The following is a 23,552-nucleotide window of genomic DNA, read 5'->3' on the forward strand; positions in this document are numbered from 1 at the left end:
TCAACCTCGCTGCAAGCGGGCAATCCGCCTGCTCACCTTAAGTTCCGGATACTTTTCATAATGGCGTGCAACTATGGTATTTAGTTGCTCCGCAAATTTCACTCCCGAAAGTCTTGTTCCCGGCACCGGATTCCAGCCAGGGTCATCAGCCTCCCACTGCCTGATCAGCAGGCGTCCGTCAAAGCAGTTGACGAGGAACTCGCCGCTTTCGAAACAGGCGCTAATCACTCCTTCTTCGGCCTCTATAACGTCATCGAATGGATGGCAATTCCAGATGGTGATCACCCTTTCTTCGTGGGAGGTTTTCAGACCTGGGTAGGGTTTGCTGAGGGCCCGGCAGTGGGAGCAGATGGTGGCTTGAGGGAGGGTCCAGTCTACCCAGCCGTCCTCGGGCTTGCGCTGAGGGTAGTAGAAGCCTTCGCTCGGCTGGGGAACTCCGCGAAGAAGCGTCGACGGGTCGGCCAGCGCCCCGGCAACCATATCAGCCATGGCAAGTGCGCACCTGTAGTATGAAACCGCGATATCGTCGCCGTCTGCGTAAAAAAACGAGCGGGTTGCCAAGATGGGCCCGTCGTCTATCCCCACCGTGATCTGGAACAGGGACAGGTCGAAGCGTTTGCACCCCAGCATAAGGGCCCAATTCTGCGGCGATCGCCCCCTACCCCCGTGAATGCCGTCCGGGCTGCCGTGCCCTCCCAATACTCCGTAACGACAGCTCGCGATGAGCCACTGAGGCACCAGCCGTTGCCATCCGGCGACCCAAACCAGGTCGAAATCGATTTCCTCTATTACCTTCCTGTCCTCCGGCGCAGAGAGGCCGTAGGTCCTGACATGGCGGTACGGGATATTCCAGCGTTCGGCGAACGATGCTATGTCGATCCAGCCGCTCATCTTTACCGGGTCGGCGCTGTCAGGGTGAACACCTACGATGGCCTTGACCGGTATGCCGCGTCTCAGAAGCTCGGCGACCGCGTCAAGCCCGGTGCGAGCCGTGCAAAGGATGAGAAGTTTCGGGCAATCTTCAAACGGCATATCAGTCCCCCTCCGGAAAGATTTCCCTATGGCGACCAAGAAACGCAGCAACTTCTTCCGCCCCAAGTCCCAGTCTTTCCGCACCGGCGGTCAGCCATGCGGAAAGGGCGCCGACGTCCGATGCAGGGGTTTTCGAGGCCGGGGAGTTGCCGCCCTTGGGAATCGCTTTCGACCATTTCGCCACATTGACCATGGCCACACACAGGGCGTTGAAATGCCTCGGCAGGTTCACCGTACGGACGGGAAACCCATGAATCAACGAGTTGCGGGCGTTCGTGATCGCCCGATAGGTGGAGCCGGAGAAACCAAGCAGCCTGGACACCGGTTGGCTCGTCAGCAGTGCCAAAGCGGCGACCGGGTCCAACTGCAGCTTGTGGTCGGACAACAACGCCGCGACCTCACGAGCGGGTGCTGCCATACGCTGCAGGTACCGGCTCACCATCGTCTTGGTCAGCCGCTCAAAGCAGCGGTAGAGACCAAGAAACGCAGGCTCCCGGCGGCCGTCCAGCCAGAGCCTGAGAATTTGCTCCCCCTCCCGCGGGATCAACAAGGGAAGGCAGCTGCTGGCCTCATCGAGCCCCGACTTGTTGCATCGCCCTCCCGTTCTCAAGGAGATGCAGTAGCTTTCCCACGCACGTTTGCTGCGCAGGTCAAGGTGCTGACAGACCTTTTCGGCAGGCTCGCCGTCACGGTCGTTCCACCACTCGGGATGGGTCAAAACCTGTATTCTCAGGGGGGCTTCACTCAGAAGCTCCTCCCAGCTGCGGTGGATCCAGTAACCGTTGGAGTCAGATGTGTAACTCACCTGGCTCTGGAGTATGCCGGCATAGGCATTTCTAAGTCCCGCGTACGACGTCTGCCTGCAGGCCATCGTGAAAGGCGTCGTGTTGTGGAAGGAGAACATCTTGACGTCGCCAGAGGTCTTTTCGAACCCGAGAAGCCGGTTGAGAATCTCCAGTTCGAATCGGATTGCCCCCTCCAGTTCAGCCTCGCTGCTGATCTTGTGCCAGGCGGCATCGAAATGAAGGCCGACGTCGTGCCCCAGACCTGCTATCTCCTGCAGGACCTTCCGCGTGCCTTGTTCGAACGGACTGTAGAACTCGCCAGTCAGAAGAATCGTGTAGGTCGCGCGGATGTTGTTTTCCGCCTCGATTCTGGCCAGATCCAGAGCGGCTTTGGGCGAAATGTCAATATCATGACGGATGATGGCAAATCGTTCGGGTAAAGAATCAGGATCGTCCAGGACCTCGAAGCCGACGCACCGGTAGTTGCGGGAAGTGTGCTTCAAAAGCTTCTCGTATTCACGCAGCGTGAAACTGGCCTTTTGCCGATTCGTAACCATCTCTTTCCTCGTTACCGGGTGAACCTGCCGCTGTAGCAGGCCTCTTCCTCGTGGAAGTGCCTGGTGGACAGCCCCTGCCGCTCGACGAGTGCCAGGACCTCCTCCTTGCCGTAGCGCCTGGCGTTGCTCGGGCTGTACCAGTCGTAGTTGGTGACCACCGAGGTCTCGGGCCCGAGGTCCTCGCTCCAGAAGCACTTGATGAAGTTCCAGTACAAAAAGCGCTGGATGTCGTAGCGCCCACCCTTGATGCCCAGTGCCGGGATGTCGGGGGCGTCGAAGCTGACCTTCAACTCGGAGAGCCTTTTCCCCAGCTCGGTCAACTGCTCCGACATCTCCCACAGCTCACGCGACTCCATCTCCTTGCAGCGCAGGCGGAAGTGATCGTCCAGAAGCTCGCGCGGCAGCGCCTTCTTGCGGTAGAAGTAGCAGGCGAACTCCCCTCCCCCCTTCCTGGTGACCCTGGTCAGCTCGGCGAAGGTGAGGTCCGGGTTCTGGGTGTGCATGATCACCTGGTCGCAGCTCACGTAGTCGACCGAGCCGTCGGGAAAGGGGGTCGCGGCTATGTCGCCGCGGATGAAGAACAGGTTGGGGAGGTGGCGGTAGTTGTGCGCCGCCTGCCGCGCCGCGTCGGAGAAATCGATCCCGATTACGAGCGCCTGCGGCGCGAGCTCGGCGAACCAGGCCGCCTTGTACCCCAGGCCGCAGCCGGCGTCGAAGATCACGCTGCGTCCCTGCAAAAAGGAGGCGAGCTCCTCCTCGCCGGAGAAGCCGTAGAGGTCGAGGTACCACTTCTTCTGCATCTCGTAGAGCCTCTGCTTCTCGTCGCTTTGGTCGTAGCGCCCCCACTTGTCCGAGAAGGCGTCGTTGGTCTGCGACTGCTCGGCATCCTCGGCCGTCGCGGCGAGCGAGGCGAAGTTGGCGCCCGGCGCGAAGAGGACTCTCTCCCCCACAAGCGCCTGCAGTTTGTTGCCGAACTCTTCCCTTGTCATTTATCCTCCGCGTATTGCTTTAGCCACTGCTCCACGTTCAAAAGCGACCAGATGAACAGGCGCCGGTTCTGCCTGCCGCTCAGGTGGTCGTCGACCAGTTCGTGCACCACCTTGCGGTCCAGGTACTGGTAGATGAGGGGGTTCCCTTCCAGGAGGTTGCGGCGCACGTAGTCGATGCTCTCCCCCTTGAACCAGGAGGCGTCGGGGGCCGAGAAACCCTGTTTTTCGGCGTTGGTCACGCTGCCGGGGATGTAGCGTTCCATGGCCCTGCGCAGGATGATCTTGCCGTCGTTTGTCTTCTGGAAGTACTTCTGCTCCTTGCCCGGCTCGTTCTCGTCGATGCGCACCACCTGGTCGAGGCTTCTGAGCTTGAGCGAGACCGGGATCCTCTGGGCGAAGTCGACCAGGTCGTTGTCAAGGAAGGGGACGCGGGTCTCCAGGCTGTGGGCCATGCTGATCTTGTCCTCGACCACCAAGAGCCCGTGCAGGAAGGTCTTCGCCTCGAAGTAGAGCGAGTGGTTGATGTAGTCGGCCGGCGTCGAGAGCCGGTGCTCGTGCTTTTTGAAGACGTTTGCGAAGATGTCGCGCGTCTGCACCTCGCGCACGTCGTCCCATATCGGTTGAAAGACGCGGGTGACGTCCTTGGTCGGGATGAGCCGCTTCCAGTAGCGGAAGTACTTGTCGACGTAGTCCTCGAAGTTGTCGTTCACCACCGCGCGGTAGTAGCGCCAGGGGTACCCCCCGAAGAGCTCGTCTCCACCGGCGCCGGAGAGGACCACCTTGACGAAGCGGGAGGCGAGCTTCGCGGCGTAGTAGTTCGGGTAACTCTGCCCCACCCTCGGCTCCTCCAGATGGTAGGCGAGCGTCGGGAGGCAGCGCTCCATGTCCCCCGCCTTCAAGACCATCTCGTAGTGCTCGGTCTTGAAGAGGTAGGACATGTGCTCGGCGCGCTTGCGCTCGTCGAAGCCAAGTTCGAGGCCCGAGGCGGAGCTGAGGTCGAAGCCGCAGGTGAAGGTACTGATGTAGGGGAGCTGCGACCCCGCTACCGCGGTGATTGAGCCGGAGTCCATGCCGCCGCTCAGATAGCAGCCGACGTCGACGTCGCTGACCAGCTGCCGGTTCACGGCCTGGCAGAAGAGCCGGTTCAGCTCCTCCAGGTACTCATCCTCACTCAAGGGATGCTCCGGCTCGCCGAAGTCGTAGTCCCAGTAGCGCACCGGCTCGAGCTGGGCGACCGGGCGCCCCAGCGCGACCTTCGCCCAGCAACCCGCGGGAAACAGCTTTACCCCCTGCAGCAGGGTGCGGTCGGTGAAGATGTTCTGGAAGGTGAAGTACTCGACCAGCGCCTCGCGGTCCACCGCGGGCCTGAGCTCCGGGTGGGCGAGCAGGGCCTTTTGCTCCGAGCCGAAGAGGAGCCACCTCGATGACAGCGCGTAGTAAAGCGGCTTGATGCCGTAGCGGTCCCGGGCGAGGAACAGCTCGTGGCGGCGCTTGTCCCAGATGGCGAGGGCGAACATGCCGTTGAAACGCTCGACGCAGCGCTCCCCCCAGGCGAGATAGGCGTGGATCACCACCTCGGTGTCGGTCTTGGAGTGGAACTGGTGCCCGAGCGACTCCAGCTCGACCTTCAGCTCCCTGAAGTTGTACACCTCGCCGTTGTAGCTGATGACGTAATCGCCGCTGGCCATGGGCTGCTGCCCGGCCGGGGAGAGGTCGATGATGGCGAGGCGGCGGTGCCCAAGCCCGAGCGGCCCGTCGATGTAATGCCCTTCGCCGTCGGGGCCGCGGTGGGCTATGGCGTCGGTCATCCTGCGCAGGATGACCGGGGAGACCGGAGCCCGGTCGAAGTTCAGGATGCCGGCTATGCCGCACATATCAGGCTATTTCCTTCAGCGCCTGCACAACGTAGGCGTAGTCCTCGTCGGACATGCGGTTGTGCAGCGGGATGGCCATGGTGTGGGCGTCGCAGTCGCGCGCCCCGGGAAAGTCGTCAGGCTTGAGCCCGAAGCGGTCGCGGTAGTAGCCGAGCATGTGCACGGCGTGGGTCCCGGGGCGGGTGGCGATGCCGCGCTGCTGCAGCCGGTCCATGATCTCGTTCCTGGGAAAGGGCGCGGTTTCCGGGTCGACGTAGGTGACGTAGGCCTGCCAGGCGTGCTCGTACCCCTTCGGGACCTTGGGCGGGCGGATCCAGCCGATCTTGCCCAACTCCTCGCGGTACCAATCAGCCCAGCGGCGCCGCTCGGCGAGGAAGCCGTCCAGCTTGCCAAGCTGCACCAGTCCCACCGCACCTTGCAGGTCGGTCATCCGGTAGTTGAAGCCGAGCAGGTTGAATTCCGGCAGGAGGTAAGGTCGCGGCCCGAGGTGGCGCTGTTCCTCGGAGAGGCTCGCGCCGTGGTTTCTCAGCATGTTGGCGATCTCCGCCAGCTCGGGGTCGTTGGTGGTGAGCATCCCCCCCTCACCGGTCGTGATCGACTTGCGCGGGTGGAAGGAGAAGGCGGCGAAGTCGCCCAGTCCCCCGGCGGGGGTTCCGTGATAGGCGGCTCCGGAGGCGCAGGCGGCGTCCTCCACGACGCGCACCCCCTCGGGGAGCACTGCGCGCAGGGCGTCCATGTCGGCGGCGAGCCCGAACAGGTGCACCGGTATGATCGCCTTGGTCCGGGGGGTCAGGCGACGCTGGACGTCTTCGGCATCGATGTTGTAGGTGTCCCGCCTGACGTCGGCGAAGACCGGGGTCGCGCCGCAGTAAATGACCGCGTTGGCCGTGGCGATCCAGGTGAAGGCGGGGACGATGACCTCGTCGCCCGGGCCGATGCCGAGCGCGGCGAGGGCCAGGTGCAGTGCGGTGGTGCAGGAGGTGGTGGCGAGGGCGTGCTTGACCCGGTGCCGCTCCGCGAACCCCTTCTCGAAGGCAGCCACCTTGGGCCCCTGGGTGAGCCAGCCGCTCTCGAGCGGACCGCGGCAGGCCTGCCACTCCTCCTCCCCGGTGCAGGGGAGCGAGATCTGTATGGTGCGCTTATCGTGCGCCATGGACATCCCTCCAGGCGATCAGCTTCTTGAGCCCGTCGCGCAGCGAAAGCTTGTAGGTGAAGCCGAGGTCGGCCTGCGCGTTCTTCGGGCAACCGATCCGGTTCTGGACCAGGGCCCGGGCGTCGTCGGCGCTGTAGGGGCGGTACTCGACCTTGAGGTCGCTCTGCTTGAGTTCGAGGATCAGGTCGCACAGCTCGCGGATCGAGGTCTGCACCCCGGTCCCCACGTTGTAGAAGCGGTCGGTCGCCTTGGAGAGAAGCGCCATGACGTTGCAGCGGGCGACGTCCTCCACGTCGATGAAGTCGTAGGCCTGGGAGCCGTCGCCGTTGATCACCGGCTGCTGGTTGGCGTCGATCTTGTTGAGCATGATCGGGATGACGCCGGTGTAGACCGCGGTCTGGTCCTGGTGCGGGCCGTAGACGTTCATGTAGCGCAGCCCCACGTAGTCCAGGCCGTAGCGGTCGTGGTAGGCGCGGCACATCGCCTCGCCGGCGATCTTCGTGGCGCCGTAGAAGTTGCGGTTGTTGAAGGGGTGCTCCTCGGTCATGGGGACCTCGACCGCGTCGCCGTACACCGACGCGGAGGAGGAGTAGACCAGCTTCTTCACCTGGCTGCGCACGCACGCCTCGAGGACGTTGAAGGTCCCCTCGATGTTTACGTGGAAGGCGGTCCTCGGGAAGTCCTTGCAGTGCAAGAGCCACATGGCGGCAAGATGCACCACGTAGTCGGCCCCCTTCAGGGCGTCGTCCAAAAGGTCGACGTCGCGCACGTCACCGCCGTGCGGATAGATGGTGCAGCGGGGGTCGGCCAGGTGCGGGTCGAGATTGGACATCTTGCCGCGGGTGAAGTTGTCGTAGACCACCACGGAGCCGGCCTCGGTCTTCAGCAGTTCGCCTACGACATGGGAACCGATGAAACCTGCGCCGCCGATTACCACTACCTTGCTTCCTTTGATCTCGTTCAATGCCATCGGTTTTCCTTTTGGTGAGGGTTCGGTTTATCTGGTGAGGCGCTGCACCTGCTCCGCGATGGAAGCAAGCTGCTCCTCCGTCAGGTACGGATGCATGGGGAGGCTCATCACCCGCTCCCCGGCCGCCTCGGATACCGGGAAGTCACCCCTTTTGAGCCCGAGCCCTGCGAAGACGGGCTGCAGGTGCAGGGGGATCGGGTAGTGCACCGCGGTGGGGATACCCGCCTCGGCCAACCCTTTTTGCAGCTCCTCCCGCCGCTCCACCTGGACGGTGTACTGGGCGTAGACGGAGCCGTTGCCGGCAGCGAGGGTGGGGGTGCCGACGCATCCCTGCAGGAGCTCGCCGTAGCGCGCCCCGATGCGCCCCCGGGCGGCCACCTCGTCCTCGAAGACGTCGAGCTTGGCGAGAACGATGGCGGCCTGGAGGGTGTCCATGCGGCCGTTGATCCCCAGGGCGGGATGGTGGTACCTGCGGTCCTGCCCGTGCACGCGGATCTGGCGCATCTTCAGGGCGAGGTCATCGTCGTCGGTGAAACAGGCCCCCCCGTCGCCGTAGCAGCCAAGCGGTTTGGACGGGAAGAAGCTGGTGCAGCCGATGCTGGAGAGTGAACAGGAGCGCCGTCCGCGGTAGGTGGCCCCGAAGCTCTGGCAGGCGTCTTCGATCACCGGAAGGGCGTGTGCAGCGGCGATCTCGTTGATGGCGTCGAAGTCGGCGCACTGCCCGTAGAGGCTCACCGGCAGGATCGCCCTGGTGCGGGGGGTGATGGCCGCCTCGATCCTGGCGGGGTCGATGTTGTAGGTTGCCGGGTCAATGTCCACGAAGACCGGCGTGGCGCCCAAGAGCGCGATCATTTCACCGGTGGCTATGAAGGTGAAGGGGGAGGTGATCACCTCGTCGCCACGCCCTATCCCCAGGGCCATCAGGGCGACCAGGAGGGCATCGGTGCCGCTCGCCACCGTGACGCAGTGCCTCGTCCCAGCGTAGCCGGCCAGCTTCTCCTCGAGCTCCGCCACCTCAGGCCCCATGATGTACTGCCCGTGGGCGAGGACTTCCCTCATGCGCCGCTCCAGCTCGGGCATGATGCGCTGCTGCTGGCTCTTCAGATCGATGAATTCGAACTTGGTCACGGCCTAGTCGCCCCCTTTCAAGACATCGTAGAACTCTTTGCCCACCGCAAGCTCGGGGGGCAGCGGGGCCTCCTCGTCCAGGTCGAGGCAGCGCAGCACCCCCGGCTCGACCTCGCGGTAGCGAAGCCCGCTCTCCGGGCAGGTCATCACCCCGTCACGGTCCGGGCTCTTCAGGAGATGGCCGTGGCGGCTCATCCACCCCTTCTGCCGGGCAGGTACGCCGACCATCAGGGCGTAATCGGGGACGTCCTTGGCCACCACCGCCCCGGCCGCCACGAAGGCGTAGCGCCCGAGGGTGATGCCGCAGACTACGGTGGCGTTGGCGCCGATGGAGCAGCCTCGCTTGAGCAAAGTCTTCTCGTAGAGGGCGCGGCGCAGCACCTGGGACCTGGGGTTGGTGACGTTGGTGAGCACGCAGGAGGGACCGAGGAAGACGTCGTCCTCGATGACCGTCCCCTCGTATATGGAGACGTTGTTCTGCACCTTCACGTTGGAGCCGATCACCACACCCGGGGAGACCACGCAGTTCTGGCCGAAACTGCAGCGCTCGCCGATGGCTGCCCCGGACATGACGTGGCAGAAGTGCCAGATCTTGGTGCCGGCACCAACTTGTGCCCCTTCATCGACATAGGACGATTCGTGTACGAAGTAATCCATCTCTCCTCCTGACGGGCGGGTGCCGTCGCCGGCCTACAATCTCCAGAGCCGGATCCCGTGCGCGGCGAGTTGCTCGGCCTTGAAGATTCCTTTCACGTCGATCACGAGCGGCGAGCCGTTCATCATCCCCTTGAGCTGTTCCGGAGACATCCCCCGGTACTCCTTGTGCGCCACGGCGATCACGAGTGCCTCGGCGACCTGCAGTTTGTCGGCGGGAACGAGGGTGACCCCGTATTCGTGCCGCGCCTCGTCAGGGTCGGCCAGGGGGTCGCAGACCTGGACCTCGATGCCGTAGTCCTGGAGCTCGTGGATGATGTCGATCACCTTGGAGTTGCGCAGGTCGGGGCAGTCCTCCTTGAAGGTCAGGCCGAGCACGGTGACCCGGACCCCGAGCACGTTGTGCCCCGCACGGATCATCTCCTTCACGGTGCGCTGGGCGATGAACTTCCCCATGCCGTCGTTGATGCGCCGGCCGGCCAGGATGACCTGCGGGATGTAGCCGAGCTTCTCCGCCTTGTGGGTGAGGTAGTAGGGGTCGACCCCGATGCAATGCCCCCCCACCAGTCCGGGCTGGAACTTCAGGAAGTTCCACTTGGTCCCGGCCGCCTCCAGCACGGAGTTGGTGTCGATCCCCATGCGGTCGAAGATGAGGGCAAGCTCGTTCATAAGGGCGATGTTGAGGTCGCGCTGGGTGTTCTCGATGACCTTGGCGGCCTCGGCGACCATGATGGAGGGGGCCCGGTGCACGCCGGCGGTGACGACCGACTCGTAGACGTCCCCGACGATCTTGAGGGTCGCGGCGTCCTGGCCGGAGACCACCTTCTTGATCTTGGTGAAGGTGTGCTCCTTGTCGCCGGGGTTGATCCGTTCCGGGCTGTACCCAACGAAGAAGTCGGTGCCACAGGCAAGCCCGGAGACGCGCTCAAGGATGGGAACGCATTCGTCCTCGGTCACGCCGGGGTAGACCGTCGACTCGTACACGACGATGTCCCCCTTTTTCAGGGCCCTCCCCACCGTGTCGGACGCACGCAGCATCGGGGTGAGGTCCGGCTGATTGGCCGAGTCAACCGGAGTCGGCACCGCTACGATGTGGAAGTCGGCCTCGCTCAACACCTCTATGCTGTCGGTGAAGACGATATCGGCCTCGCGGAGCTCGCTTTCAGTCACCTCTCCGGTACGGTCGTACCCGCTTTTCAGCTCCTGGATGCGCGCGGCGTTGATGTCGAAGCCATAGGTTTTATGCACTTTGCCAAAGGCGACCGCCACCGGCAGGCCGACATAGCCCAAACCGATAACGGAGATAATACGATTGTGGTTCATCTGACATGGTCTCCTCAGCAGTGGATTTCACAACACAAAAATTCATTGAACAAAAAGTCTGCTTCCATTCAAGCTCTACGGCACCAGTACCCCGTAGGGGAGTCGATAAACAGGGGCATGTTCCGGCAGCAGCGATCCGCAGGTAGCCGTTGCGGGGGAGACGATGGCCGCCTGGTCTCCGGGCCAAGGCAGCGCACCTGCCCGAAACGACTTAAAGCAGCTTTCATGCCGGTGTTCATCTCTTGATGGAAAAAACAGGATTCAGGTACGGCAGACGGTGGGAACTCTTTGAAGCGGTGGCTGGGCCTTTTTTTTCATTGGTTCAGGCTCAGCGGGCCAGGGGTAGTGTATCAGAAAATACTCAGAAAGGAACAAGCGAAAAACAGTGGGGAAGGGACAATACGCACGAAAGCGGGGAGATCGTGTCAAAAAAGCAAAGGGATGTCCAAATGTTGACATCCCTTCGTTTCAGGCAGAGTAAGAATATATGGTCGCGCTTCAACTATTGTAACTTGATTGGCTGATCAAAAAGTTCAGGGATCCATCTAAAGGCGTTTACGATGATCCAGACTGTCTTGGAGTTACATCTCCCCCCAATCATGGAAATACCTGTCACCTTTTGGGGTGGTGTCTTAACACTCAGACGTAATACCTGGAGGTGACGCTTTCCCAGGTTCCCTGGGCCTTCAGGATCAGGTCGCAGAGCTCGCGCACCGCTCCCCAGCCGCCGCGGTTCCTGGCGACGAATTGGGCGAAGGGAAGAACCTCCTGTACGGCATCGGCGGGCGCCGCGGCGAATCCCACCCGTTTGAGCAGCGGGATGTCGATGACGTCGTCCCCCATGAAGGCGACCTGCTCGTCGGAGAGGCCGGTGGCCTCCAGCATCTGGCGGTACGGGACGAGCTTGTCCAGGGATTTCTGGTACACCTGCCCTATCCCCAGTTCCACGGCACGGTTGTAGACCACCTGCGACTCGCGTCCGGAGATGATGCCGACCTCGATGCCGGAGCGCTGCAGCATCTTGATGCCGTGACCGTCCTTCACGTTGAAGAACTTGCTCTCCACGCCGTTGGAGTCGAATATGATGCGTCCGTCGGTCAGCACGCCATCGACGTCGAGTATCAGCAACTTGATCTTCTTCAGCTTTTCTTCCATGAAAACCTCACTTAAGCCTCACGCTCACGCAAAGCCGCAAAGACGCTAAGAACTGCACAAAAAAACAAAACAAACCTGCTCACGCAAAGACGCTAAGACGCAAAGTACGGCAAAAACATTTAACAGGGATAAAAACGGATAAAAGGGATAGACAATAAAAATCGCGCAAAAACACTATGAGCACAAAATCTTTATATGGCTTTTATCCCTTTCATCCCCTTCATCCCTGTTGAGAGCTCTGAGGTTTGCTTTGCGACTTTGCGGCTTTGCGTGACAAAGCTTCTATGCTATGCCCGCCTTCAAAAGGTCGTGCAGGTGCACGATGCCGACCGGAGCGACGGCGTCATCGTCGGAGAAGACGAAAAGCGAGGTGATGGAATACTGCTCCATCTGCTGCAGGGCGCGCGCGGCCAACTCGTCGCGGCGGATCCGCTTGGGGCCCTTCTTCATCAGCGCCGATGCCGGGAGGTTTATGATGTCGAGCCCTTGTCCCAGCGCCCGGCGCAGGTCGCCGTCGGTGATCACCCCGAGCAGGGCGCCGTCTTCAGAGGTGACGCCGGTGATGCCCAGCCCCTTGGAGGTGATGGTGAAGAGCGCCTCGCGCATCAGGGTTTCGGAGCCGACCAGCGGGAGCCCCTCGCCCGAGTGCATGATGTCCTCCACCTTCAAAAGGAGCCTGCGCCCCAGCGTGCCTCCGGGGTGGAACATGGCGAAGTCCTCCGCCTTGAAGCCGCGGCTCACCAGGAGCGCCACGGCGATGGCGTCGCCCATGGCCATGGTCACGGTGGTGGATGCGGTCGGGGCGAGCCCCAGGGGGCACGCCTCCTCCTTCACCGAGATGTCGAGGAAGATATCGCCGCTTTTGGCCAGGGTGGAGTTGGGGTTGCCGGCCATGGCGATCAGGGAGCCCCCCAGACGCTTGATGATCGGGAGGATGCGCACCACCTCGTCGGTTTCGCCGGAGTTGGAGATGGCGATCACGACGTCCCCCTTCATGATCATCCCCAGGTCGCCGTGAATGCCTTCCGCTGGATGCAGGAAAAAGGCGGGGGTGCCGGTGGAGGCCATGGTGGAGGCGATCTTCTGGCCGACGAGGCCGGATTTGCCCATACCGGTGACGACGACGCGCCCGGTGGTGTTCAGTATCATCTGTACGGCTTTTTCGAAGGCCTGGTCAATCGAGGCTTCGAGGTGCAAAAGCGCCTCCGCCTCGACTCTGATCACCCGCTTTGCTTCTTCTAAAATCAAGTTCAACTCCTTTAAAAAGGGGCACGCCCGTTCGCTTCGCTCACTCAAGACGCAAAGTCGCAAAGTAAAGCAAAACCAAAAGCAAACATCATTTAAACAGGGATGAAAGGGATAAAGGGGATACAACCTAAAAGACTTTGGGGTTAAAACCAAACCTTTGGTCTTGTCCTCTTCTTTGCGTCTTGGCGTTAAGTTCGCTTTTCCGCGGTTATCTTCTTTATCCTTGCTTACCCGGCCTTGTCTTTGCGTCTTCGCGGCTTTGCGTGAGTTGCCTTTACGCTTGTTTCACGATTGCGTCGATGGCCTTCAGTTTCTTCAGAAGTGCCGGCAGGTCGTCCAGGCGCACCGAGTTAGGTCCGTCGCAAAGGGCACGCTCGGGCTCCTCATGCACTTCCATGAAGACGCCGTCCACACCGGCGGCAACCGCCGCACGGGAAAGGAACTCGACGTACTCGCGCTGCCCGCCGGACGAGGTCCCCTCGCCTCCCGGGAGCTGGACGCTGTGGGTGGCGTCGAAGATGACCGGGAAACCCGTGGAGCGCATGATGGGGAAGCTGCGCATGTCCACGACCAGGTTGTTGTAGCCGAAGCTCGCGCCGCGCTCGGTGAGAATGATGTTCTCGTTCTCGCAGGCGCGGATCTTCCCGACCACGTTCTTCATGTCCCAGGGGGCCAGGAACTGCCCCTTCTTCACGTTGACGACCTTGCCGGTCCTGGCAGCGGCGACCAGGAGGTCGGTCTGGCGGCAGAGAAAGGCGGGAATCTGCAGCACGTCCAAAACGTCCGCTGCCGGCTCCACCTGTTCGATGGAATGGATGTCGGAAAGAACCGGAACACCCAGCGATTCCTTCACCTTGGCCAGGATCCTGAGTCCCTCTTCCATCCCGGGGCCGCGAAAGGCGGTGACCGAGGTGCGGTTCGCCTTGTCGTAGGAGGCCTTGAAGATCAGCGGAATGCCGACGCCGTTGCAGATGCTCATCAGGCGTTCAGCGTGACGCAGCGTCGCCGCTTCGTTCTCTATCACGCACGGCCCCGCAACCAGCACGAGCGGCCTGTTCCCGCCAATCTTTATGTTTCCTACCGAGATCTCGCGAATCATCATCTTTCTCCTATTTGCGTCTCACGCTCGTTCGCTTTCACTCACTAAAGCCGCAAAGACGCAAAGTGAAGCAAAGCAAACCGTTTAACAGGGATCAAAGGGACAGGATAAAACGAAAAAGGATTTTGGGTCAAACCAATAATCGCTTTCCCGCTTTATCCCTTTTATCCCCTTAATCCCTGTTCAGTGGTTTGTTCTGCGTCTTTGCGTCTTTGCGTGAGGCGGTTTGCTAGCCTTTCCTTGCCTTGGTGGCACCGATGAACGCCTTGAACAGCGGGTGCGGGTTGAGCGGCTTGGACTTGAACTCGGGATGGAACTGACACCCGAGGAACCAGGGGTGGTCGGCCAGCTCGACGATCTCAACCAGGTTCCCTTCCTTGTAGATGCCGGAGATGATCAGCCCCTTTTCTTCCAGTGCGGCGCGGAAGACGTTGTTGAACTCGTAGCGATGACGGTGACGCTCGGAGATCTCGGTGGCGCCGTAGGCCTTCTGCGCGAAGGTCCCCTTGGTGAGGGAGCAGGGGTACGCACCCAGGCGCATGGTGCCGCCCTTCTTGTCGACCCCCTTCTGCTCTTCCATCAGGTGGATCACCGGGCTCTGGCAAGAGGGCTTGAACTCGCTGGAGAAGGCCTCGGGGAGCTTGCAGACGTTGCGCGCGAACTCGACGGCGGCCATCTGCATGCCGAGGCAGATGCCGAAGAAGGGGACCTTGTTGACGCGGGCGTACTCGATGGCCTTGATCTTGCCCTCGGTGCCGCGCTCGCCGAAGCCGCCCGGTACCAGGATGCCGTCCACGTCGGCTAGGTACTTCTCGGCCCCCTCCTCCTCGATCTTCTCGGAGTCGAGGTAGACCAGGGTGACGCGGCAGTCGTTGGCGATGCCACCGTGGGTGAGCGCCTCGGAGAGCGACTTGTAGGATTCCTTGAGGTCGACGTACTTGCCGACCACGGCGATGCGGACCTCGCCGCAGCCGGGGTTGGTGAGCTTGGAAACCACCTGCTGCCAGTGGGAGAGGTCCGGCGCCTTGGTCCAGATGTTGAGCTTCTCAACCACCTGGTCGTCGAGCCCTTCCAGGTTCAATGCCAGCGGCACCGCGTAGATGTGCTCGGCGTCGCGGGAGGTGATGACCGCCTTCTCCTCGACGTTGCAAAACAGGGCGATCTTCGCCTTCATGTCCTGGGGGAGCTCCTGCTCGCAGCGGCACAAAAGGATGTCCGGCTGGATGCCGATTTCGCGCAGCTCCTTGACCGAGTGCTGGGTCGGCTTGGTCTTAAGCTCCCCGGCGGTCCTGATGTAGGGGACCAGGGTGACGTGCAGGTACAGCACGTTCCCCGCGCCGCGGTCGCTCTTCAACTGGCGGATCGCCTCGAGAAACGGCAGCGACTCGATGTCGCCCACGGTGCCGCCGATCTCGACGATGGCGATGTCGCTTCCCTTGGCGTTGTCAAGGATGTTGGCCTTGATCTGGTCGGTGATGTGCGGGATGACCTGGACGGTCCCCCCCAGGTAATCGCCGCGGCGCTCCTTCTCGATGACCGAGAAGTAGACCTGCCCCGTGGTGAAGTTGCTCTTCTTGGAGAGCTTGCTGGAGGTGTAGCGCTCGTAGTGCCCGAGGTCCAGGTCGGTCTCGGCGCCGTCGTCGGTGACGAAGACCTCGCCGTGCTGGAAGGGAGACATGGTGCCCGGATCGACGTTTATGTACGGATCCAGCTTCTGGATGGTGACCCGGAGCCCCCGTGCCTCCAGCAGAGCGCCCAAAGAAGCGGCGGCGAGTCCCTTACCTATGGAGGAGACAACGCCGCCGGTAACAAAGATGAATTTTGTCTTCACTGAAAAAACCTCCAATTAACTAGATCAAGACAAAGATATAGATAGAAGTACCGCCTCTGATCTCATCCTCGCCTTGAATCTCTATCTCATTCTTAATCTCAATCTCAATCTCAATCTGCTTTTTAGCCTTTCAACTTGGCCAGGACCTTCTCCAGGTCGGCCGGGGTGTCCACGCCGATCGATTCGCACTCGGTCTCGACGATCTTGATGCGGTAGCCGTTCTCAAGAACCCGCAACTGCTCGAGCTTCTCGACCATCTCGAGGTAGCTGGGCGGAAGCGCCGCGAAGACCGGCAGGAACTCCCTGCGGTACACGTAGAGTCCCACGTGCTTGTAACATAAAAGCTTGCCGCAGCAGAAGGCATCGTCCTTCAGATCGTTCCACTTGTCGCGGAAAAACGGCAGCGGCGAACGGGAGAAATAGAGTACGTTCCCCTTCGGGTCGGCCACCACCTTCACCACGTTGGGTGACAGGAAGTCGTGCAACGTCTTGATGCGGCATTTAAGGGTCGCCATGGGGATCGAGGGATCCTCGAGCATCGGTGCGATCGCCTGGTCGATCATGGCCGGGTCGATGAGCGGCTCGTCCCCCTGCACGTTGACGATGATGTCGGCGTCGAGCCTCCCCGCCACCTCGGCCAGCCGGTCGGTCCCGGTCTCGTGTTCCACCGAGGTCATCTCCACCCGCCCGCCGAAGGCGCGCACCGCGGCGGCGATCCGCTCGTCGTCGGTCGCCACGATCACCTCGGAAACGAGGGTGGCCTTCGAAGCACGCTCATACACATGCTGCACCATGGGTTTCCCCATGATGTCCGCCAATGCCTTAGCCTCAAAACGCGTGGAAGCATACCTGGCGGGAATTACCGCGGTTATTTTCATTTGGCGTCTCAGTACGACCCGCACCGGCCGAGCCGGCGTCGTGTCCTGGTTGCGGTTGTGGTTTGGTGATTTTTATGGCTGGCTTTTGCTGCGATTTTAGCCGGTGGAGCGCAGCCTGAACCTCTGGCTCCGTCCCTTGTCTGGCGGGACGAAACAAGTTACATCAAAAGAAAGGTTCGTGTCAAGGAGTGAAATTAGAGGGATGCGCTCAGCTTGTCGGCCCACGAGAAGGTCTCCAGCTGGGCGGAGAGGAGTTGATCAAGCTCCAGTTCGCAGACATCCAACTGCTCGCTTACGGCCGGGAAGTCTGTCTGTTCCAGCAGCTCGGCCAGCACCAGCAGTGACCCCAGCTCCCCCTCGTGGTGCAGCAGCGCGCTCTTCACGTTCTCCACGAGGTTCAGCTTGCCGACCAGCTCGGCCATGGCATCCTCGAACAGCACGTCGATGAGCGAGAGTATGCCTACCATGAACCCCTGGTCGGCGAGCTCGCCGGCGCCGCGGCCGCGCGAGGCCAGGATGAGGAGTTCCATCAACTTGCCGCGCGTGGCCGCCATCTCCAGCAGCGGGCTTTGCACCCCGTTCTGGTCGTTGCAGGCGTACAGCGCGAGGGTGATCCAGCGCTTTAGCTGCTCGAGCCCGAGGACCGTCAGGGCGTGGCGCAGCGTCTTGATCCGTACCCGGAGCCCCATGGCAACGGAGTTCACCAGGCGCAGCAGGTTGTAGGTGAGCCCCGGGTTCTGCTTGAAGGTCTCCTCGATATCGGCCCAGTCGGCGTCGGACATCACCTGCTTCATGAGCTGCATCATGGTGATCTTGCCGATATCGATCTTGTTCTGCCTGAGCACCACCGGACGGGCGAAGTAGTATCCCTGGAACAGGTCGAAGCCGAGCTGCGAGCAGTATTTGTAGTGCTCCGCGTTCTCGACCTTCTCGGCCAAAAGTGTGAGCGGCCACTTCCTGAGGTTTTCCACCATTTCAGGAAGGGCGTGGGCAGGCGTCTCCAGCACGTCCACCTTGACGATGTCGACCAGGCGGTAGATGTCATGGAAGGCGGGGGAGTAGACGTGGTCGTCCAGGGCGAGGCTGAAGCCCAGGGCCTTGAGGGAGCGGCAGCGGTCGAAAACCTCCTGGTCGGCGACGATGCTTTCCAGCAGCTCGATCACCACGCGGTTCTTGGGCAGGAGCTCGACGGCGTCGCTCATCAGCACTTCGCGGGTCACGTTGAAAAACCCCTTGTGCCGGCCAAGGACGTCCTGGATGCCGAACTGGGCGAGGGCGTTGACGATGACGCTGGCGCTGGCCGCCTGCACGTCGAGGATGTTCGCCGAGAGCAGGCTCTCCGGCGAGCGGAACAGGAGCTCGAACCCCATGATCTGCTGGGTCCGGTCCAGTATGGGCTGGCGCCCCAGAAAGAACTTTTCCTCAAGCATGGCAAACCCCTAGAACCCGTTCTACGTTCTACGTTCTACGTTCTACGTTCTACGTTCTACGTGATACCTCTTGCCGATCAAGTTTCTCGGTCGATAGCGCCGTGCCCTGCCTGCTGCCTCTAACATAGAACCCAGAACGTAAAACGGCCGTTAGCAGCGTTAGTTGCAGAGCCTCAGTACCTCGCGGCTGATGGAGTCCAGGGGACGGACGTAGTCGACGCCTCCCAGCTTGATCGCCTCGTTGGGCATCCCGAAGACGATGCAGCTCGCCTCGTCCTGGGCGATGTTCAGGGCACCCGCCTGCTTCATCTCGAGCAAGCCGTGCGCGCCGTCGTCCCCCATACCGGTCATGATCACCCCTACGGCGTTCTTGCCGGCGTAGCGCGCGGCGGAGCGGAACAGCACGTCGACCGATGGGCGATGCCGCGACACCAGCGGCCCGTCCTTGACCTCGACGTAGTAACGCGCGCCGCTTCGCTTCAAAAGCAGGTGGTGGTTCCCCGGCGCGATCAGGGCCCGGCCGCGCACGACGGTGTCGTTGTTTTCCGCCTCCTTGACCGTGATCCGGCACAACCCGTCCAGCCGCTGGGAAAAGGCGCGGGTGAAACCCTCCGGCATGTGCTGCACGATAACGATGCCGGGACAGTCCGCCGGCAGCGACTCCAAGAAGGTCCGAAGCGCCTCGGTCCCGCCGGTCGAGGCGCCGACCACGACCACCTTCTCGGTGGTCTGCATCATCGCCTGGCTCTTGGGCTTTTCCATGATCACGTCGGCCGTCAGCTTGGGCGCCACCTGGTGGGTGACCGCGGAGACGCGCCGCAGCCTGGCCTGACTCGCCGCCTTCACCGCGTCGCAGATCCTCACCCGGGACTCCTCCAGGAACGCCTTGGTCCCCAGGCGCGGCTTCTGGATGATCTCCACCGCGCCGTACTCAAGGGCCTTCAGGGCGGTCTCCGATCCCTTTTCGGTGAGGCTCGAGCACATCACCACCGGGATGGGGTGCTGGCTCATGATCTTGTGCAGGAAGGTGATCCCGTCCATCCTGGGCATCTCGACGTCGAGGGTGATCACGTCGGGCACTTCCTGCCGGATCCGTTCGGCGGCGATGAAGGGATCGCCGGCGGTCGACATCACCTCGATCTGCGGGTCAGAGGAGAGGATCTCCACCATGGTCTGACGCACCACGGCCGAGTCGTCCACTATCAGTACCTTTATCTTTTTGGGCATCAACACCCCCCCGATTTTCTCATTCGCTTCAGGAGGACCTCACCGGTGTTGGAGTGGAAGATGATCTTCCTGCCGCGCTCCCCCCCGAGGTCCTGCTTGGCCACCCGGACCGTCTCGTGCGCGAGGACCCTGAGCGCCATCTCCGAGTTCTGCCGGCCGACGCTGCGCATCCTGCCGCGGGCGTCGAACATGTCGGCCCCGCCAAAGACCTTCGCCTCCAGTTCCCCGCGCAGCGCCCCCCGCTGCATCAGCCGCTCCAGCATCGCCCTGATGGCGGAATCGACGTACTTGCCGCGATACCCGTCGTGCTCGCCGCCGGAGGGATTGTCGCTGCTTGGGAGCTGGGCGTGACAGATGGCTCCCAGCCGCAGCCTGCAACTGAAGATGGTCACCGCAACGCAGGAACCGAGCAGGGTGGTCACCAGGACAGGCTCAGAGCTTACCATTATCTGGCCCGGTTTCAGAAAGACGACCTTTCCCTGCGCCGCCGGCATCACCTCGGCCTTCGGTACACCGTCGGGTAGACGCTTGCCAACGGTACGTCGAGGCCGCTCAAAGTCTCCGAGTGCCCCATAAAGATGTAGGCGCCGGGCTTCATGTGGCGGTGGAAACGCTGCAGCAGCCTCTCCTGGGTGGGGCGGTCGAAATAGATGATGACGTTGCGGCAGAAGATGATGTCCAGCTGCTCGCGCATGCCGAAGTCTTCGTCCATGAAGTTGAGGCGGCGAAAGCGCACCTTCTCGCGCAGTTCCGGGACGATGCGCACCATGCCGCTGGAGCGGTCCTTGCTGCGCAAGAGGTACTTTTTCTTTAGTTCCATCGCTACCGGCTCGACCTGGCTCTCGGTGTAGATCGCCGTCCTGGCCTTTTCCAGCACGCGCGTGGAGATGTCGGTGGCAAGGATCCTAAAGTCGAACCCCGGATTGCGCAGGGCGTATTCGGAGAGGACCATGCAAAGGGTATAGGGCTCCTCGCCGGAGGAGCATCCGGCGCTCCAGATGGAAAGGGTCGCGCCGGGATGCCTCTTCACCCAATCGGGGAGCACCGTCTGGGTCAGGTAATTGAAATGGTCCGGTTCGCGGAAGAAGTCGGTCTTGTTGGTCGTGACCATGTCCAGCATCTGCACCAGCTCTTTCTCCATCCCCTCTGCGGAGAAGAGAAAATCGCAGTAGTCGGTGAAGCTGTGCATTCCGAGACCGCGCAGCCTCTTTTGAAGACGCGCCTCCAGCATGGTTTTCTTCACCTCCGGCATCTTGATGCCGCAGGTATCGTAGATAAACCGGCTCAGCCTGCCGAAGTCGCGCGCCGACAGGGTTGCGGTGTGTTCAACGACACATGGCTCTTCCATGATAACGGACCTCGCTGCATGCATAGACGCTGCCCCTCCCCCACTTGTCAATTCTGTTCCGTCTCGACGGCCTGCACCAGCTGCGGGATATCCAGGATCAGCGCGACGGAGCCGTCCCCGAGGATGGTGGCGCCCGAGATCCCCTCGGTATCCTTGTAGGCGCGCCCGAGCGACTTGATCACGGTCTGGTGCTCGCCGATGACGTGGTCCACCACGAAGCCGACCCGCGTTCCGTTGACCTGGGTGATCACGATCTGTTCGATCTCCGGCGGCGGACCGGTGATGCGGAAGTGCTCCCTAAGCGGTATGTAGGGAACCAGGTGCTCGCGCACGTGGGCCAGGTTCCTGCCGTGCGAGCGCGCCACGTCCTCGCGGGTCAGCTCGACGCACTCGTCGACCAGGGCCAGAGGCATCATGAAGGAGTCGTTGCCGATCTTCACCAGCAGGCTCTCGATGATGGCCAGGGTGAGCGGGATCTTCACCGTGATGCAGGTCCCCTGGCCGCGCACGCTGGTGATGTCGATGCTGCCGCGCAGGGACTCGATGGCCCGCTTCACCACGTCCATGCCGACGCCGCGTCCCGAGATGGAGGAAACGGTCTTGGCCGTGGAGAAGCCGGGGGCGAAGATGAGGCCGAAGAGCTCCTTCTCCGAGAGCTCGGCACTCGCAGAGATGATGCCACGCTCGATCCCCTTGGTGCGGATCGCCTCCTTGTCCAGACCCGCCCCGTCGTCGGCTATGGTGATGAGGACGCTGTCGCCGGAGTGGACCGCCGCGAGGCGCACGGTGCCGCGCGCCGGTTTCCCGGCCGCCTCGCGCAGCTCGGGAAGCTCGATACCGTGGTCGATGCTGTTCCTGATCAGGTGCACCAGCGGGTCGTTCAACTTCTCGATCACCGTCTTGTCCAGCTCGGTCTCCTCCCCTTCCGTGGTCATCTCGATCTGCTTGCCCAGTTCTGCGGAGAGGTCGCGCACCAGGCGCTTGAACTTGCTGAAGGTGCTGCCGATGGGAAGCATGCGGATGTTGAGGGCGCTGTCGCGCAACTCGGCGGTCAGGCGCTCGACCTCTTCGGCGATCGCCATGAGCTCCGCGTCGTCGCGCTGGGCAGCGGTCTGGGACAGGCGCGCCTGCACCGTCACCATCTCGCCCACCAGGTTCACCAGGAGGTCGAGCCGCTCGGCCGGGACCCGGATGCTCGATGAGGCGTCCGCCGCCTGTTTCTCCTGGCGCACCTCCTTCACATGCTTTTGTTCCGCCAGGGCCGCCTGCACCCTCCCTTCGGGGAGGATCCCCTCGGAGATGGCGAGCTCGCCGAACCTGCGCTGCCGGGAAAGCACGGCCTTCATCTCGTCCGCGGTGATGTCCCCGCGCTCCAGGAGGATCTCGCCCAGTTTCTTGTAATCCTGCTGCTCGTCGTAGCGGTTGTGCTCCGCCACCACCTCGATCTTCAGCTCGCAGTCGTCCTCGACGAAGATGAAGATGTCGCGCACCGCGTTCTCGCCCTGGTCGGTGGTGAGGATCACTTCCCAGTAGACGTAGCACCCTTCCGGGTTCATCTCCTCCAGCGGCGGGAAGCCGTCGGTCTGTGCAACCAAGGTGCAGGTCCCGAGCTCCTTCATCTCGGCCAGGAGGTTCAAGGGGTTGGTGCCGGTGACGAAGATGTCCCGGGGCGGCACGAAGCGGATCCGGTAGGTGACGGGGTCTTTGCGCTGGGTCTCCGCCTTCTCCTGCCGCTCGGGGGTCCCCCCGTCGGCAGCGACGAAGCCGGCCAGCTCGCGCAGCCCCACGATGATCTCGGCGCTTGCCTGCAGGTCGGTTTCGGCGCCGCTGTCGGCGGCATCGAGCATGGCCCGGATCTGGTCCCGGGCGGCCAGGGTCAGGTTCACCAGTCGGCCGGTGACGTTGAGCTTGCCGTTGCGCACCATGTCGAAAACGGTTTCCACCTCGTGGGTGAAGCTCGCGATGTCGTCGAAGCCGAACATGGAGCCGGACCCCTTGATGGTGTGCATGGCACGGAACACCCTGCCGATCAGGTCCTGGTCATCGGGGCGCTCCTCAAGCTCCAGAAGCGAAGACTCCAGTTCAGCCAGGAGCTCGTATGCCTCTTCCTTGAATGCCTGCCGATGCAGATCGATCATCCCAGCACCTTCTTCACAACCGCCATCAGTTGTTCGGGTTTGAACGGCTTGACGATCCAACCGGTGGCGCCGGCCGCCTTTCCTTCCTGCTTCTTGGAGTCCTGGGATTCCGTGGTCAGCATCACGATGGGTATGAACTTGCAGCTGGCCAAGGACCTCGCCCCCTTGATCAGCCCGATGCCATCGAGGTTGGGCATGTTAAGGTCGGTGATCAGCATGTCCACCTTGGTGGTGGCCAGCTTCTGCAGCGCATCCTTGCCGTCCACGGCCTCCACCACGTCGTAGCCACCCTGCTTAAGGGTGAAGGTCACCATCTGCCGTACGCTGGCAGAATCATCCGCTGTCATTATCACTTTGGCCATTAGCTCTCTCCTCCTACCCAGATGCAACTGCAAGCTCGATCTTGCGGACACCCGGTGTGCCTTTGAAATCCGGCGCCGTTCGCCGCTTCACGGAAGGTGGCGTTGCCGCCATCGAAGACATGCAGGTTCTTGCCTCTGCGCAACGCACTCTGGTGCGCCGAGCACAATAGCTGCAGCCCGGTCAGATCGATCCCGGTCAGTGCGGAGACGTCCACCCGCACCTCCGGAGCCGCCTCGAGTGCCGCCAGGAGCGCCTCCCGGAAGTCCCGGGCCTCGCAGATGGTGACCCCGCCGGATACCTTCAGAACCTCCGTCGCCCCTTGCGGGTCTTTTACCCGTTCCAACTTCACCTCGTCCATATGGATCCTCGT

At 62.1% G+C, this 23,552-nt stretch carries 21 protein-coding genes; all 21 read right to left on the minus strand.

Going from position 1 to position 23,552, the window contains the following annotated elements:
- Complete coding sequence (locus KOM00_RS04990; RefSeq protein WP_216497739.1) at nt 1-1,032, minus strand: methionyl-tRNA formyltransferase; 1,032 nt, start codon at nt 1,030-1,032, stop codon at nt 1-3.
- Nucleotide 1,033: 1 nt separating this feature from the next.
- Entirely contained in the window at nt 1,034-2,374 is a 1,341-nt protein-coding gene (locus KOM00_RS04995; RefSeq protein WP_216497740.1) for a hypothetical protein, read from the minus strand.
- Between the two features lie 11 nt (nt 2,375-2,385).
- On the minus strand, nt 2,386-3,363 hold the full coding sequence (locus KOM00_RS05000) for a class I SAM-dependent methyltransferase (RefSeq protein WP_216497741.1): 978 nt from the start codon (nt 3,361-3,363) through the stop codon (nt 2,386-2,388).
- Nucleotides 3,360-5,237, minus strand: a complete 1,878-nt coding sequence (gene asnB / locus KOM00_RS05005; protein WP_216497742.1) for an asparagine synthase (glutamine-hydrolyzing) — start codon at nt 5,235-5,237, stop codon at nt 3,360-3,362. Before asnB ends, KOM00_RS05000 begins: the two co-directional genes overlap by 4 nt.
- 1 nt (nt 5,238) lies before the next feature.
- On the minus strand, nt 5,239-6,390 hold the full coding sequence (locus KOM00_RS05010; RefSeq protein ID WP_216497743.1) for a DegT/DnrJ/EryC1/StrS family aminotransferase: 1,152 nt from the start codon (nt 6,388-6,390) through the stop codon (nt 5,239-5,241).
- Nucleotides 6,377-7,360 (minus strand): NAD-dependent epimerase/dehydratase family protein, encoded by a 984-nt coding sequence (locus KOM00_RS05015; protein ID WP_216497744.1) that lies wholly within the window; start codon nt 7,358-7,360, stop codon nt 6,377-6,379. Before KOM00_RS05015 ends, KOM00_RS05010 begins: the two co-directional genes overlap by 14 nt.
- Nucleotides 7,361-7,387: 27 nt before the next feature.
- The gene (locus tag KOM00_RS05020; RefSeq protein WP_302467694.1) at nt 7,388-8,488 is read right to left on the minus strand and encodes a DegT/DnrJ/EryC1/StrS family aminotransferase; all 1,101 of its coding nucleotides are present in this window, start codon (nt 8,486-8,488) and stop codon (nt 7,388-7,390) included.
- 3 nt (nt 8,489-8,491) lie between these two features.
- Complete coding sequence (locus KOM00_RS05025) at nt 8,492-9,145, minus strand: acyltransferase (RefSeq protein ID WP_216497745.1); 654 nt, start codon at nt 9,143-9,145, stop codon at nt 8,492-8,494.
- 33 nt (nt 9,146-9,178) lie between these two features.
- Nucleotides 9,179-10,465, minus strand: a complete 1,287-nt coding sequence (locus KOM00_RS05030; RefSeq protein WP_216497746.1) for a nucleotide sugar dehydrogenase — start codon at nt 10,463-10,465, stop codon at nt 9,179-9,181.
- Between the two features lie 639 nt (nt 10,466-11,104).
- Nucleotides 11,105-11,620: a KdsC family phosphatase gene (locus KOM00_RS05035; RefSeq protein ID WP_216497747.1), complete on the minus strand. Its 516-nt coding sequence runs from the start codon at nt 11,618-11,620 to the stop codon at nt 11,105-11,107.
- 282 nt (nt 11,621-11,902) lie between these two features.
- Complete coding sequence (locus tag KOM00_RS05040) at nt 11,903-12,868, minus strand: KpsF/GutQ family sugar-phosphate isomerase (protein WP_216497748.1); 966 nt, start codon at nt 12,866-12,868, stop codon at nt 11,903-11,905.
- Nucleotides 12,869-13,142: 274 nt separating this feature from the next.
- Complete coding sequence (gene kdsA, locus KOM00_RS05045; protein ID WP_216497927.1) at nt 13,143-13,967, minus strand: 3-deoxy-8-phosphooctulonate synthase; 825 nt, start codon at nt 13,965-13,967, stop codon at nt 13,143-13,145.
- A gap of 229 nt (nt 13,968-14,196) precedes the next feature.
- Nucleotides 14,197-15,798 carry a CTP synthase gene (locus KOM00_RS05050; protein WP_216497749.1) on the minus strand — a complete coding sequence of 534 codons (1,602 nt, stop codon included), beginning with the start codon at nt 15,796-15,798 and terminating at the stop codon, nt 14,197-14,199.
- 122 nt (nt 15,799-15,920) lie between these two features.
- The gene (gene kdsB, locus KOM00_RS05055; protein WP_216497750.1) at nt 15,921-16,676 is read right to left on the minus strand and encodes a 3-deoxy-manno-octulosonate cytidylyltransferase; all 756 of its coding nucleotides are present in this window, start codon (nt 16,674-16,676) and stop codon (nt 15,921-15,923) included.
- Nucleotides 16,677-16,870: 194 nt separating this feature from the next.
- Nucleotides 16,871-18,106: an EAL and HDOD domain-containing protein gene (locus KOM00_RS05060; protein WP_216497751.1), complete on the minus strand. Its 1,236-nt coding sequence runs from the start codon at nt 18,104-18,106 to the stop codon at nt 16,871-16,873.
- A gap of 159 nt (nt 18,107-18,265) precedes the next feature.
- Nucleotides 18,266-19,333 carry a protein-glutamate methylesterase/protein-glutamine glutaminase gene (locus KOM00_RS05065; RefSeq protein WP_216497752.1) on the minus strand — a complete coding sequence of 356 codons (1,068 nt, stop codon included), beginning with the start codon at nt 19,331-19,333 and terminating at the stop codon, nt 18,266-18,268.
- Nucleotides 19,333-19,779: a chemotaxis protein CheD gene (locus KOM00_RS05070; protein WP_236026752.1), complete on the minus strand. Its 447-nt coding sequence runs from the start codon at nt 19,777-19,779 to the stop codon at nt 19,333-19,335. The genes KOM00_RS05065 and KOM00_RS05070 overlap by 1 nt, the downstream gene beginning before the upstream one ends.
- A gap of 47 nt (nt 19,780-19,826) precedes the next feature.
- On the minus strand, nt 19,827-20,681 hold the full coding sequence (locus KOM00_RS05075) for a CheR family methyltransferase (RefSeq protein WP_407931676.1): 855 nt from the start codon (nt 20,679-20,681) through the stop codon (nt 19,827-19,829).
- 47 nt (nt 20,682-20,728) lie between these two features.
- Nucleotides 20,729-22,819, minus strand: coding sequence for a chemotaxis protein CheA (locus tag KOM00_RS05080; RefSeq protein ID WP_216497755.1), 2,091 nt, complete (start codon nt 22,817-22,819; stop codon nt 20,729-20,731).
- Nucleotides 22,816-23,181, minus strand: a complete 366-nt coding sequence (locus tag KOM00_RS05085; protein WP_216497756.1) for a response regulator — start codon at nt 23,179-23,181, stop codon at nt 22,816-22,818. Before KOM00_RS05085 ends, KOM00_RS05080 begins: the two co-directional genes overlap by 4 nt.
- A complete protein-coding gene (locus KOM00_RS05090) occupies nt 23,181-23,540 on the minus strand; it encodes an STAS domain-containing protein (protein WP_216497757.1) in 360 nt (119 codons plus the stop codon). The genes KOM00_RS05085 and KOM00_RS05090 overlap by 1 nt, the downstream gene beginning before the upstream one ends.
- Nucleotides 23,541-23,552 lie beyond the last annotated feature (12 nt).

The organism is Geomonas diazotrophica (assembly GCF_018919385.1).
GTDB classification, from domain to species: Bacteria; Desulfobacterota; Desulfuromonadia; order Geobacterales; family Geobacteraceae; genus Geomonas; species Geomonas diazotrophica.